Genomic DNA, 12,984 nt, shown 5'->3' with positions numbered 1-12,984 from the left:
TGACTGACTTTCTCCGCCCGCGGCGCGCGGCGCGCCCGACGTCCGCCATGCTTGAGGCGGAGGTGGTCGCATGGCACAGCGGCGGTCGAGGGGGGCGGCGCGGCTCGCGCGAAGGTACGGCGTGACGGGGAGGCTCGCGCTCGCCGGGGCGCTCTCGCTGGCGATGGTGGCGCTCGTCGTGGTCGTCGCGGTCGGGGCGCTTGGCACGGGCGGGGTGACGATAGAGCGCGGCGAGGGCGCCGCCGTCGAGGTCCCGGCCGTCTCGAGCGCGCCTTCCGGCCCCGACGCGGACGACGCGGGCGAGAAGGACGGGGGCGCGGCTGGCGACGGCGAGGGGGACGTGGCCCCTGAGGACGACCCGGCGGTTCTCGTCGTGCACGTGGACGGGGCCGTGGCGGCGCCGGGCGTCTACGAGCTCGCGGAGGGCGCCCGCGTGAACGACGCCATCGCGGCGGCGGGCGGCCTTGCCGAGGGGGCGGACACGTCGTCGATCAACCTCGCGGCCGGCGTCCTGGACGGCGAGAAGGTCTACGTGCCGCTCGAGGGCGAGGACGCGCCCGCCGCGGCCGAGGCGGGCTCTGCAGGCGCCGCGTCCGGCGCTGACGACACGCCCGCCCCCGTCAACATCAACACGGCGACCATCGAGGAGCTCGACGAGCTGCCGGGCGTGGGGGAGGCGACGGCCCGGGCCATCGTCGAGGACCGCGAGCAGAACGGGCCCTTCTCCGTGCCCGAGGACCTCATGCGCGTCTCCGGGATCGGGGAGAAGAAGTACGCCAAGCTCGAGGGGAGAATCTGTGTCTGAGCGTCCGGGCGCCGACCGGCCCGACCGGCCGGCGCTCCCGGGCACGCTCTGGGCCCTCGTCGTGGTCATAGGCTGCGCGCGCGTCGCCCTCGCGACGGGGCCTGAGCCGGCGCCTCTTCTCTGCGCGGGCGCCGGCGTGCTCGCGCTCGCGGGGCTTGCCTGCCTGGCGCTCTCGCGGACGGGGGCACGCGCCGCCGCCCCGCTCGCGCTCACGCTCGGGGTGGCAGCCTCCTGCGCCTGCGTCGTGTGCGCCGGCGAGCTCGCGCGTCAGGGGGCGCTTGCCGGCGCGCTCTCCACGAGCCCGGTCTCCTCCTGGGAGCTCACGCTCGAGGCGGACATGAGCGAGGGCGCGTCGGGCTGGCGCGGGAGGGCGCGGGTGAGCGGGGAGGGCGGATCGCTCGGGCGCGTCTGGCTGCTCGCGGACGAGCCGGTCGAGCTGGGGACGACGCTGCGCTGCGTGGGGCGCTTCGAGGAGAACGAGCCGGGGGACTGGGGCGCGAGCTCGCGGGCGCAGGGGCTCGCCGGCACGGTCCGCGTGGTGAGGGTGCTCGAGAGCGCGCCGGCGACGGGGGCCTGGGGAGCGGTGCTTCTCGTGCGATCGCGCGTGCTGGAGAGCCTCGACGCGGGCTCCTCCGACGCGCGTGCGCTGCTTGCGGGGGCCATCTGCGGGTCCACCGTGGCGATGGCCGAGCGCGGGCTCGACGAGATCTTCGCCACCTGCGGCATCTCGCATCTCGTGGCCGTGTCGGGCGGTCACCTCGTTCTCGTGGGCGCCTTCGTGGGCGCCGCGCTCTCCCGTACGCGCCTTGGCCCCCTGCCCCGCTCGGCCGTGCTGCTTGCGTCGACGCTCGGCTTCGTCGTCTTCTGCGGCGCGCCCTCCTCCGCGTCGCGCGCGTGGGCCATGTCGCTCGTCGCGGAGCTCTCCCAGCTCGTCGGCCGCCGCGCCCACCCGCTCTCCTCGGCAAGCGCGGCGGCTCTCGCGATGGCGCTCGCCGACCCGGGCGTGACGGGGCAGCTGGGATACCTGCTCTCGGTGAGCTGCGTGTGCGGGATTTGCGCGCTCGGCGGCTACGCGCGCTACCTGCTGCGCGTCCTCGTGGGCACGTGGCGGGTTCGGGGCAGGGTGGGCCGGGCGCTCTGGCGCGCGGGCGAGGGGGCGCAGGAGGCGCTTGCGCTCACGCTCGTCTCCCAGGCGGTGACGGCGCCGCTCACGTGCGCGGCGTTCTCGCGGCTCTCGCTCGTGGCCCCCGTCGCCAACGTGGTGCTCGCCCCGCTCTTCTCGGCGCTTCTGGCACTCGGGCTCGCGGCGGGGCTCCTTGTGTGGGCGCCTGCGGCCCAGGCGGTGGCGCTTGCGGGGGCCGACGTCGTCGGCGCCGTCGTCATGGAGCTCGCGCGCCTGCTCGCCGGGGTCCCGATGGCGAGCGTGGCGGTGAGCGTCGAGGAGGGGCCGGCGCTCGCCGTGCTCGCGGCATGCCTCGCGGCGCTCCTCGTAGCGTGGCCACGCGTCACCCGTAGGGCGCTTGCGGGGTGCCTTGCGGTTGCGCTGGCCGTCTGCGTGGGCTGGTGGGCGCGCTGGCGCCTCTTCGCCCCGGCGTGCGTGCGGGTGCTCGACGTCGGGCAGGGGGACGCCATCCTCGTCACCGACGGGGCGGCCGCGGTTCTCGTGGACACGGGCCCCGGGGACGAGGTGCTTGACGCGCTCGCGCGCTGCAACGTCACGCACCTCGACGCCGTGGTCATCACGCACCTGCACGACGACCACACTGGAGGGCTCGAGGCCGTGCTCTCCACCGTGGGCGCCGATCTGGTGGTGGTGGGTGCGGGCGTAGCGGCCGGGACCGACGCCGCGGAGCTCTCGCTGGGGGACGTGCTGAGGGTAGGGCGCTTCTCGCTTGCCTGCGTGTGGCCCGAGGGGCCGACCGACGGCACCGAGAACGCGGACTCGCTCGAACTTCTGCTCACCTACGATGACGGGCGGCGCTCCCTCACGGCGCTTCTCACCGGAGACGCCGAGCTCGAGGAGACCTCCGCCGCGCTGGCGGCGGGTCGCGTGGGCGACGTGGACCTGCTCAAGGTGGGCCACCACGGATCTGCGTCCTCCGTCTCAGACGAGCTGGCTCGCGCGCTCGACGCCGAGGTGGCCGTGGCGAGCGCAGGGGAGGGAAACTCCTACGGCCATCCCGACCCGGCCTGCGTGGATGCGCTCGAGGGGGCTGGGTCTCGCTTCCTCTGCACCAAGGACGTCGGCGACGTCTGCGTCGAGCCGGGCGAGGAGGGCCCGGTCGTGAGCTGCCAGAGGGGGAAGGGGCAATGAGGGCGGGCGCGCGTGCTACACTAGGGGCCACGACTAAGGCCCAGGGGGCACTGCGCCCTCGATGAGTCATGCGGTGCCCCTTGCGCTTGACGGGGACGTGGTGAGGGCCGCCCGCATCTTCTGCGGCAGGGGAGACCACGCGGGGCCGCTCGAGTCGCAGGAGGGACACACATGGCAGACAAGCCGGCGCTGCTTCCGGCCTACCTCATCGTCGGACCGGACGAGCTCAAGCGCAAGCAGGCCGTCGCCCGACTCCGGGCGCGCGTCGACGGGCCCTTCTCGGCCTTCAACCTCGAGGAGGTCGTGGCGAGTGGCGAGACCGACGACGTCTCCGTCCTCGCCTCGCTGAACACCCTCCCGATGGGGGGCGACCGTCGCGTGGTGGTCGTCGAGAACGCCGAGAAGCTGCCCAAGGCCGTCTCCGAGGCCATCGTCTCCTACCTCGACAACCCCAACGAGAGCTGCACGCTTGCGCTCGTGGCGACCACCCTGGCCAAGTCGACGCGCCTCTACAAGGCCGTCGCCAAGGTGGGGCCGCGCACCGTCATCGAGTGCGCCGCCAAGAAGGGGCGCGACCTCCCTCCCTACGTGCAGAAGCTCGCGGCCGCCCACGGCGTGTCCATATCGCCTGACGCCGCCTCGGAGCTCGTGGCGCGCGTGGGGGAGTCGACCACGATGCTCGACACCCAGATCGCCACCCTCGCCGCCCTCATGGGAGGGAGCGGCGCGATAACGCGCCCCTTTGTGGAGGAGAACGTGGCACGCGTCGCCGAGGTGAAGCCCTGGGAGTTCCTCGACCGCCTCTCCGCGCGCGACGCCCACCGCGCCCTCGCGCTCTACCGCCTGCTCGACGGGTCCGCGCTCGGGCTGCTGTCCCTCGTCACGGGTCGCCTGAGGGAGCTCGTCTGCGCCCGCTCCCTGGCCGCGCGCGGGCAGGCCCACGCGCTCGCCGGCGAGCTCAAGAAGCAGGAGTGGCAGGTCAGGAACCACGGCCGTTGGGCGCGCGCCTTCGCGGACGGGGAGCTCGAGGCCGCGCTCGCCGCGTGCGCGGACGCGGAGCGGGCCCTCAAGGGCGGCGCGGACCCGGACGCGGAGATGGTGCGCCTCATAGCGAGGGTCTGCGGCGTCGCGTAGCGCGAGTCGCGGGAGACGCACTGGACGCCCGCACCCCTCAAGTGCAGGCTCTCGGCCTGCTCAGCCACGCACTTCTCGCCAAGCGGCGAGAAGGACCCCGCACCCTGCGCGCCTCCGGCCCTCAAAGGGCCGCACCCCTCAAGTGCGGGCGTCCAGTGCGTTCCCCACGCGCACGAGAGGAGCCGCGCGCCTCGCACGGCACTTCTCGCCGCATGAAAAAGCGGACCCGGGCAGCACCCCGGGTCCGCAAAGCGGGCTACTCTCTGGCGAGAGGCTACTTGATGGTGTTGACGAGCTTCTGAACGCCGCTCTTGCGCTGGGCAGCCTGGTTCTTGTGGATGATGCCCTTGGAAGCGGCCTTGTCGAGCAGGCGGCTCGCCTTGTTGGCGGCGAGCTGGGCGGCCTCGGCGTCGCCGGCCTCAACGGCGGCGCGAACGCCCTTGACGGCGGTCTTGAGCTCGGAGCGGACCGCGCGGTTGCGCTGACGCGCCTTCTCAGCGGTGATGATGCGCTTCTTCTGAGACTTGATGTTAGCCACGTGCAGTTCCTTTCGGTTCTTTTCTATCTGAGGCCTCTGTGCTGAGACACGGCGAGGTCAACTCGGTGAGTATAGCATGACGGGGCGGAGTTCGCTATCATTTCCCCCATGGCTACCAACGATACCTCACATATCCGCAACTTCTCGATCGTTGCCCACATCGACCACGGCAAGTCGACCATCTCGGACCGCATCCTCGAGCTCACCCACACGGTGGAGGAGCGCGACATGGAGGCCCAGCTGCTCGACACGATGGACATCGAGCGGGAGCGCGGCATCACGATCAAGTCCAACGCCGTCCGCGTCATGTACGACGCCGACGACGGGCAGACCTACCAGTTCAACCTCATCGACACGCCCGGTCACGTCGACTTCACCTACGAGGTGTCCCGCTCGCTCGCGGCCTGCGAGGGCGCGGTGCTCGTGGTGGACGCCACGCAGGGCGTGGAGGCGCAGACCGTCTCCAACGCGAGCCTGGCCATGAACGCCGACCTCGACATCGTGCCCGCGATCAACAAGATCGACCTGCCCTCCGCGCATCCCGAGGAGGTCAAGGAGGAGATCGAGGAGGACCTCGCCATCCCGGCCGAGGACGCCGTGTGCGTCTCCGGCAAGACCGGCGAGGGGATCCACGACCTCCTCGAGGCCATCGTGTTTCTCGTCTCCCCGCCCACGGGCGACGCCTCGGCCCCGCTCAAGGCGCTCATCCTGGACTCCTACTTCGACGAGTACCGCGGCGTCGTGGCCACGGTGCGCGTCTTCGACGGCCACGTGCGCAAGGGCGACCAGCTCACGATGATGCAGGCGGGCACGGGGTTTCTCGTGGACGGCGTCGGGGTGCGGCGTCCCGCCGAGACCGCCGTCGACGAGCTCGGCGTCGGCGAGGTCGGCTACGTGGTGACGGGCCTCAAGGACCCCGAGGCCGTGCGCGTGGGCGACACGCTCACCTACCGCGACCGCCCCTGCGCGGAGGCGCTGCCGGGGTACCGCGAGGCCAAGCCCATGGTCTACACGGGGCTCTTCCCGGTCGACAATAAGGACTACGAGAACCTCCGCGACGCCCTCGAGAAGCTGCGCGTGAACGACCCGTCGCTCACCTGGAGCCCCGAGACGAGCGTCGCCCTTGGCTTTGGCTTCCGCGTCGGCTTCCTGGGCCTGCTGCACATGGAGGTCGTCAAGGAGCGCCTGGAGCGCGAGTTCTCGCTCTCGCTGATCGCCACCTCGCCCTCGGTGGACTACCACGTCTACAAGACCGACGGCACCATGGTGGAGGTGAGAAGCCCGCAGGACCTCCCGGACGTCACGCGCATCGAGCGCATCGAGGAGCCCTTCCTCAAGGCCAAGGTCATCGTGCCCCCGGCCTACACGGGCGCGGTGATGCAGCTCGCCATCGAGCACCGCGGCATCACGCAGGACATGGTCTACCTCTCCGAGAAGTCCGTGGAGATGCACTTCGACATCCCGCTCGCGGAGCTCATCCTCGACTTCTTCGACCAGCTCAAGAGCCGCACCAAGGGCTACGCGAGCCTGGACTACGAGTTTTGCGACTACCGCCCGAGTGACCTCGTGAAGCTCGACATCCTGCTCTCCGGCGACGAGGTCGACGCCCTGAGCTTCATCGTCCACCGGGACAAGGCCTACGCGCTCGCGCGCGGCCTGTGCGACAAGCTCAAGGAGATCATCCCGCGCCAGCAGTTCGAGGTGCCCATCCAGGGGGCCATCGGCAACAAGATCATCTCCCGCTCCACGGTCAAGGCCGTGCGCAAGGACGTCCTCGCCAAGTGCTACGGCGGCGACATCTCGCGCAAGCGCAAGCTGCTCGAGAAGCAGAAGGAGGGCAAGAAGCGCATGAAGCAGATCGGCTCCGTGGAGGTGCCGCAGGAGGCGTTTCTCGCCGTCCTCAAGGTGGACGACCAGTGACGCCCTCCCAGGTGCTGGCCTCCTACGGGCCCGCCGCGGGGCTCGCCCCCGTCGTGACCCCGTTCGCAGGCGGCGAGAAGGACCGCCCGCTCGCCGAGCGCCTCGCCGCGCACCCGCTCATCATGGCGCCCATGGCGGGCGTGAGCGACGGCGCGTACCGCCTGATGGCGCGCGCCGGCGGCGCGGACCTCGCATACTCCGAGATGGTGTCCGTGGCCGGCCTCCACTACGGCGAGAGGAGCTGGGAGCTCGTTGACCCCGTCGACGGCGAGCCTGACGTCGCGGTGCAGCTCTTTGGCAGCAGGCCGGAGCTCTTCCGCGAGGGGGCGGAGCGCGTCGTCGCTCGGCTCGGGGCTCGCCTGGCGCTCATCGACGTCAACATGGCCTGCCCCGTTCCCAAGGTGACGCGCAAGGGAGAGGGCTCCGCGCTCATGGAGGACCCCGGGCTGGCGGCCGCCATCGTGCGCGCGTGCCGTGAGGGCGCCCCGGGGGTCGACGTGACGGTCAAGATCCGCCGGGGACGCCACATGGGCCGGGAGGTCGCGCCCGAGTTCGCGCGCGCCATGGAGGACGCCGGCGCGGCCGCGGTCGCCGTGCACGGGCGCTTTGCCACGCAGATGTACCGCGGGGAGGCGGACTGGGGCGTCCTCGACCGCGTCGCCGACGCCGTGGGGATCCCCGTGATCGCGTCGGGCGACGTCACCGACCACGCCGCGGCGCTTCGCGCGCTCGACCAGACCGGGGCCACCGCCGTGATGGTGGCGCGCGGGACCTACGGCAACCCGTGGGTCTTCTCGGGCCACGAGGCGACGGCCTCCGAGAGGGTCGCGGCCTTCGCGTGCCACGTGCGCCTGCTCGAGGCGACCGGGGCCCACCTCAAGCGCGCCCGAAGCCTGGCTGGCTGGTACTTCAAGGGCATGCCCGACGCCGCGCGGTGGAGAAACGCCGCGATGAGCTGCGTCGAGGCCGACGAGTTTCTCGCCGTGGCCGACGAGGTCCGCGCGCATGTGTGCTAGCGCCCCCTCGGTCGGGGCCCTCTACCTGCACATACCGTTCTGCGCGAGGAAGTGCGCGTACTGCGACTTCGCGTCGTGGGCCACGCCCGCGGGCGACCCGCTCATGGCGGCGTACCGCCGCGCGCTCGAGGCGCAGCTCGACGAGGCGGCCGGGCTCGGGCTGCTCGACGGCTGCGCGACGGCCTACGTGGGAGGGGGTACGCCGACGCTTCTGGGGCCGGACGGCCTGGGCCGTCTCGTCGAGAGGGTCGTGCGCGTGGCCGCGCCCGCCGAGCTCACCTGCGAGGCCAACCCCGACTCCCTGACCGACGACGTGCTCGCCGCGGCGCGCGAGGCCGGCGCCACGCGCCTCTCGGTCGGCGTGCAGAGCCTCGACGACGCGGAGCTCGCCGAGCTGGGGCGCCTCCACGACGCCGCGTGCGCCCGAGAGCGCGTGGGCGCGGCCGTCGCGAGCGGCCTCGACGTCTCCGTGGACCTCATGTGCGCCACGCCAAGGCAGACGGACGCCTCCTGGGGCTCGACGCTTCTGGGGGCGGCCGCGCTCGGCGTGGGCCACGTGAGCGTCTACCCCCTCCAGGTCGAGGAGGGGACCGAGCTCGACGCGCGCTACGAGGACGACCCCTGCCCGTGGAACGACGGGGACGTCCAGGCGGCCAGAATGTCTCAGGCTCAAGCTCTACTAGAGGGTTCTGGGCTCTCGCGCTACGAGGTGGCAAGCTACGCAGTCGCAGGTAAGGAGTGCCGTCACAACATCGCGTACTGGACGGGCGTGCCCTACCTCGGGCTGGGCACCGGAGCCTCAAGCATGCTCACCGTCGAGCAGTACCTGAGGCTTTCCAAGGCCTGCCCACGGCTTCCGCGCCCCCCGGCGGGCACCGTGCGCGCGCGGCTCACGGTTGAGACCCCGCGTGACGCCGTCGCGCGGGAGCCGAGGCTCTCCGCGCTGTCCTTCTCGCTCGAGTTCCTGAGCGCCGCCCAGGCCGCGGCTGAGGACCTCATGCTCGGCGCGCGCCTCGTGAGGGGGCTCGAGGCGCCGCTCGTGGCGCGCGCCGCCGAGCTCCTCGGCCCCGGGCTCGACGCCGAGCTCGAGCGCCTCGTGGGGCGGGGGCTTCTCGCCGAGCGCGCGGGGAGGCTCGCGCCCACGACGAGGGGCTGGCTCCTGGGCAACGAGCTCTACGGCGCCCTCTGGGGCCTCGCGCCCGGCGAGGTGGCGACGGGGCGCTGCTAGCCCCGCCCCCGCCGCGCGCGGGGCGCCCGGCGCTCGTCGCCGAAGTCTCGCCCCCGCGGCGCGTCGCATGCCCTACCGTGGGTGAAATCGGGCCCGAGCCCGCGGACGCGCAGGAGAGGAAGACCATGGCAGAGCACAGGCTTCTCGAGCCGATCGAGGTCGGCGGCATCACCCTCAAGAACCGCATCATGTTCCCTCCGCTCACGACGGGCTACGAGGAGCGCGACGGCTCGATCGGGCCGCGCAGCCTCGCCTTCTACGAGCGGCTCGCAAAAGGCGGGGTCGCCTACATCGTCATCGGCGACGTCGCCCCCGTGAACACCGCGAGCCCCACGCCCAAGCTCGCGGACGACTCCCAGATCGAGAGCTTCGAGCGCCTCGCCGAGGCCGTCCACGCCCACGGCGCCAAGCTCGCCCTGCAGCTCTTCCACCCCGAGTACGACGTCCCGGGCGTGGGCAGGCTCATCATGGCCTCGCGCATGGCCGCCGTGGAGGGCCAGAAGGCGCAGGCCGCGGGCGACGAGGCGACCTTCGCGGCCAAGATGGCGGAGTCCAAGGAGATTGCCAACCAGGCCTACGCCAAGCTCCACCACGACATGCAGCACTTCGTCACCGAGGCCACGGTCGAGCAGCTCGCCCAGATCAGGGACGCCATCGCCGCCTGCGCGGCGCGCGCCCAGCGCGCGGGCGTGGACGCGATCGAGGTCCACGGCGACCGCCTCGTGGGGTCGCTCTGCTCCACGGCCCTCAACCACCGCACGGACGAGTACGGCGGGAGCTTCGAGAACCGCGTCCGCTACGCGCTCGAGGTGGTGGCCGCCATCAAGGCCGCGGCCCCGGGCCTCATGGTGGAGTACAAGCTCCCCGTCATCATGACCAACCCGGACGGCTCCAAGCGCGGCAAGGGCGGCCTCGAGCCCGACGAGGCCTGCGAGCTCGCCGTCCTGCTGGAGCGCGCCGGCGTCGACATGATCCAGGTGGCGCAGGCAAACCACACCGGGAACATGGGAGACACCATCCCGCCCATGGGCACGATGCCCTACAACTGGACGCTCCCGGTCGCGGCGCGCGTGAAGTCGCTCGTGGGGATCCCGGTGGCCACGGTGGGCCGCGTGGTCACGCCGGAGGCGGGCGAGAAGATCCTCGAGGACGGCCAGGCGGACGTGATCGGCTACGGCCGCTCGCTGCTCGCCGACCCCGACATCGCCCTCAAGGTGGCCTCCGGGGAGCCGGTGCGCCTGTGCCTCAACTGCAACAAGGGCTGCGTCGACGCCATCCAGGGCCGTCGCTACATCTCCTGCGTCCTCAACGCGGAGAACGGCGACGAGGAGACCGTCTTCATCCGCCCCGGGGACGGCGACAAGCGCGTCGCGGTGGTGGGAGGCGGCATCGCCGGCTGCGAGGCCGCCCGCGTCGCCGCGCGCCGCGGCTACCGGGTGACGCTCTTCGAGCGCGCCGAGCGCCTCGGCGGCCAGATCGAGCTCGCCGCCGCGCCGCCGCGCAAGGCGGAGATCATGCGCTCGGTCGAGTACTACGAGCGCGTCCTTCCCGAGCTCGGCGTGGACGTGCGCCTGGGCACGGCGGCCGGGCCGGCGGACCTCGAGGGCTTCGACGCGGCGATCGTGGCCGTGGGCGCCTCCAACGTCACGCTCCCCGTGCCCGGCTCCGACCGCGACAACGTGGTCTCCGCCTGGGACGTGCTCGCGGGCCGCGTGGAGCCCGAGGGCCGCGTCGCGGTGATCGGAGGGGGCCTGGTGGGCACCGAGACCGCCGAGTACCTGCTCGCGCGCGGCTGCGAGGTCGCCATCGTCGAGATGCTCGACAAGATCGCCGAGGGCGAGTCCGGGACCGTCCTGCCCACGATCATGGCCGAGTTCGCCGAGAGGGGGGTGGAGCAGCTGACGGGCACCCGCGTCACCGCCATCTCCGACGCGGGCGTGGAGGCCGAGCGCGCGGGCGAGCCCGTGGTCGTCCCGTGCGACTGGGTCGTCATGGCGGTCGGCTCCCGCGCGCTGCCCTTCGACGTCTCGGGCGTGGCGTGCCCGGTCACCTGCGTGGGCGACTGCTCGGGCGAGCGCACGGCGGACATCGCCAGCGCGATCCGCACGGCCTACGCCGCGGCGAACCAGATCTAGGCGCCACACCCCGCGCGCCCCGCCCGGCCGCCGCTGCGGCGGCCGGGCGGGGGTTCTTCTCGCCCCTTGCGCGCCCTGCGCAAATGCGGCATCCTGACGGGAAGCAGAGGAGAGGGGAGCGCCATGCCGGGCAAGCGTACCGACGTCATCAGCTGGGACGAGTTCTTCATGAAGGCCGCCGTCGCGGCGAGCCTGCGCAGCAAGGACCCCAACACGCAGGTGGGGGCCTGCATCGCGGACACTAACCACCGCATCCTCTCGGTGGGCTACAACGGCACGCCCTCCGGCCTCAACGACGACGAGTTCCCCTGGGGCACCGACGCCGACCCGCTGCACGACAAGCACAACTACGTCATCCACGCCGAGGCCAACGCCATCCTCAACTACCGCGGCTCGCTCAAGGACATGACCGGCGCCACGGTCTACGTGACGCTGTTCCCGTGCCACGAGTGCGCCAAGACGCTCGTGCAGGCGGGGATCGGCGAGGTCGTCTACCTGGACGACAAGTACTGCGGGACCGAGGACAACCTCATCTCCAAGAACATCCTCGACCGCTGCGGGGTCTCCTACCGCCAGATCTCCCTCGGCGAGTAGGGCCGCAGGTCGCCCCAAGCCATGTGGAGCGCGCGCATCGGCGCGCTTTCGGGTTAGCCCGTGCGCCCGGTGGATATAATTATCCCCATCTGCGCGCCGCCCGGAACAGAAGAGGACCGCCACATGGCATCGATGAACGACAAGGACTACTACGCGATTCTCGGCGTCGAGAAGAGCGCGTCCACCGAGGAGATCCGCAAGGCCTTCCAGACGAAGGCGCGCAAGCTCCACCCCGACGTGAACAAGGCGCCCGACGCAGAGGAGCGCTTCAAGGAGGTCTCCGAGGCCTACGCCGTCCTCTCCGACCCCGAGAAGCGCAAGCGCTACGACGCCATGCGCTCCGGGGCCCCCTTCGCGGGCTACGGCGGCGCCGCGGGCCCGCAGGGAGGCTACGCGGACCCCTTCGGCGGCGGGAGCCCCTTCGGCTGGGGCCCGTTCGGGTCCTCCGCACGGCGCCGCAGCCGCGCCTACAACCCGCGCGCGGGCGCGGACGTGGTCTACGAGCTCACCGTCGACGCCGAGACGGCCGCGAAGGGGACCCGTCGCGGGGTCACCTACCAGCGCTACGTCTCGTGCGACGTCTGCCACGGCTCGGGCTCGGTCGAGGCCGAGCACTCCGAGACGTGCCCCACCTGCGGGGGCCGCGGGCACATCACCGTTGACACGGGGCTCTTCGGCGTCATGGCCATGACCTGCCCGGAGTGCGAGGGCACCGGCCGCGTCGTCGCGGACCCGTGCGAGGCGTGCGGCGGCACCGGGAGGACCCTGTCGGCGAGCGAGGTCGTCGTCGACGTGCCCGCCGGCAGCCACGACGGGGACGAGGTCCGCGTGAGCGGCATGGGCAACGCCGGCACCAACGGCTCGACCGCGGGCGACTTCGTCTGCCGGGTCTGCGTGCCCGAGGAGCGGCTGACGCGCCGGCAGGCGAGCGGGTTCAACTTCGTCGGCTTCTCCCTGCCGTTCCTCGCGCTGGGGCTGCTCACCTCGACGCTCTCCTCGCTGCTGCTCATCGTGGTGGTCCCCCTCGTGCTCGGCGTCTACCTCGTCGTGCGCGACGGCGTGCGCCGCAGCGGCCGCTGGTGGAGAAACGCCGGGGTCGCCGTCGCGAACGGCGCCTCCAACGGCCTCATGCTCGCCCTCGTGTTCGCGATGATGTTCTCGTGCACCTCGGGGCTGGGCCGCGTCGGGTACATGGGCTACCCCTACTTCTGGTAGCCCGGGGAAAGTGATAGGGTTGTCCGAGGCGGGGGCATGCCCCCGCCTTTTTCGGGGTATAACCCCCATCGATCGAAGCTGAAAG

General features: G+C 72.1%; 10 protein-coding genes. 9 read left to right on the top strand and 1 reads right to left on the bottom strand.

Translation table 11 applies throughout. From position 1 onward, the window contains the following. The first annotated feature begins 70 nt into the window (after positions 1-70). From B5F23_RS00970 to holA, 3 genes are all read left to right on the top strand, one after another. A complete protein-coding gene (locus tag B5F23_RS00970; protein WP_087350539.1) occupies positions 71-805 on the top strand; it encodes a ComEA family DNA-binding protein in 735 nt (244 codons plus the stop codon). Continuing rightward, positions 798-3,119, top strand: a complete 2,322-nt coding sequence (locus B5F23_RS00965; protein WP_087350537.1) for a ComEC/Rec2 family competence protein — start codon at positions 798-800, stop codon at positions 3,117-3,119. Before B5F23_RS00970 ends, B5F23_RS00965 begins: the two co-directional genes overlap by 8 nt. A 171-nt stretch (positions 3,120-3,290) precedes the next feature. After that, positions 3,291-4,253 carry a DNA polymerase III subunit delta gene (holA, locus tag B5F23_RS00960; RefSeq protein ID WP_087350534.1) on the top strand — a complete coding sequence of 321 codons (963 nt, stop codon included), beginning with the start codon at positions 3,291-3,293 and terminating at the stop codon, positions 4,251-4,253. A 274-nt stretch (positions 4,254-4,527) separates the two neighbouring features. Here holA and rpsT read toward each other — a convergent pair whose 3' ends face one another. Then, positions 4,528-4,791: a 30S ribosomal protein S20 gene (gene rpsT / locus B5F23_RS00955; protein ID WP_087350531.1), complete on the bottom strand. Its 264-nt coding sequence runs from the start codon at positions 4,789-4,791 to the stop codon at positions 4,528-4,530. Positions 4,792-4,899: 108 nt separating this feature from the next. Here rpsT and lepA point away from each other — a divergent pair, with 108 nt between their 5' ends. The 6 genes from lepA to B5F23_RS00925 all read left to right on the top strand — a co-directional run bounded on the left by lepA (position 4,900) and on the right by B5F23_RS00925 (position 12,899). Continuing rightward, positions 4,900-6,711, top strand: a complete 1,812-nt coding sequence (gene lepA / locus B5F23_RS00950; RefSeq protein ID WP_087350528.1) for a translation elongation factor 4 — start codon at positions 4,900-4,902, stop codon at positions 6,709-6,711. Continuing rightward, positions 6,708-7,727, top strand: a complete 1,020-nt coding sequence (locus B5F23_RS00945; RefSeq protein WP_087350525.1) for a tRNA dihydrouridine synthase — start codon at positions 6,708-6,710, stop codon at positions 7,725-7,727. The genes lepA and B5F23_RS00945 overlap by 4 nt, the downstream gene beginning before the upstream one ends. After that, positions 7,717-8,955: a coproporphyrinogen-III oxidase family protein gene (locus B5F23_RS00940; RefSeq protein WP_087350522.1), complete on the top strand. Its 1,239-nt coding sequence runs from the start codon at positions 7,717-7,719 to the stop codon at positions 8,953-8,955. The genes B5F23_RS00945 and B5F23_RS00940 overlap by 11 nt, the downstream gene beginning before the upstream one ends. Positions 8,956-9,080: 125 nt before the next feature. Next, complete coding sequence (gene bilR / locus B5F23_RS00935) at positions 9,081-11,090, top strand: bilirubin reductase, long form (protein ID WP_087350519.1); 2,010 nt, start codon at positions 9,081-9,083, stop codon at positions 11,088-11,090. Positions 11,091-11,213: 123 nt separating this feature from the next. After that, positions 11,214-11,684 carry a deoxycytidylate deaminase gene (locus B5F23_RS00930; protein ID WP_087350516.1) on the top strand — a complete coding sequence of 157 codons (471 nt, stop codon included), beginning with the start codon at positions 11,214-11,216 and terminating at the stop codon, positions 11,682-11,684. A 123-nt stretch (positions 11,685-11,807) separates the two neighbouring features. Beyond that, complete coding sequence (locus tag B5F23_RS00925; RefSeq protein WP_087350513.1) at positions 11,808-12,899, top strand: DnaJ domain-containing protein; 1,092 nt, start codon at positions 11,808-11,810, stop codon at positions 12,897-12,899. Positions 12,900-12,984: the final 85 nt, after the last annotated feature.

The sequence above is a fragment of the Olsenella sp. An188 genome (genome assembly GCF_002160255.1).
GTDB classification, from domain to species: domain Bacteria; phylum Actinomycetota; class Coriobacteriia; order Coriobacteriales; family Atopobiaceae; genus Thermophilibacter; species Thermophilibacter avistercoris.
The sequence above is the reverse complement of the archived record's forward strand: the minus strand, read 5'-3'. Positions and strand labels throughout refer to the sequence as shown.

What these genes read in the sequence shown, in the direction of transcription:
- bilR (WP_087350519.1), top strand. Translation starts at nt 9,081, where the DNA reads ATGGCAGAGCACAGGCTTCTCGAGCCGATCGAGGTCGGCGGCATCACC.
- B5F23_RS00925 (WP_087350513.1), top strand. Translation starts at nt 11,808, where the DNA reads ATGGCATCGATGAACGACAAGGACTACTACGCGATTCTCGGCGTCGAG.
- B5F23_RS00930 (WP_087350516.1), top strand. Translation starts at nt 11,214, where the DNA reads ATGCCGGGCAAGCGTACCGACGTCATCAGCTGGGACGAGTTCTTCATG.
- holA (WP_087350534.1), top strand. Translation starts at nt 3,291, where the DNA reads ATGGCAGACAAGCCGGCGCTGCTTCCGGCCTACCTCATCGTCGGACCG.
- lepA (WP_087350528.1), top strand. Translation starts at nt 4,900, where the DNA reads ATGGCTACCAACGATACCTCACATATCCGCAACTTCTCGATCGTTGCC.
- B5F23_RS00970 (WP_087350539.1), top strand. Translation starts at nt 71, where the DNA reads ATGGCACAGCGGCGGTCGAGGGGGGCGGCGCGGCTCGCGCGAAGGTAC.
- B5F23_RS00940 (WP_087350522.1), top strand. Translation starts at nt 7,717, where the DNA reads ATGTGTGCTAGCGCCCCCTCGGTCGGGGCCCTCTACCTGCACATACCG.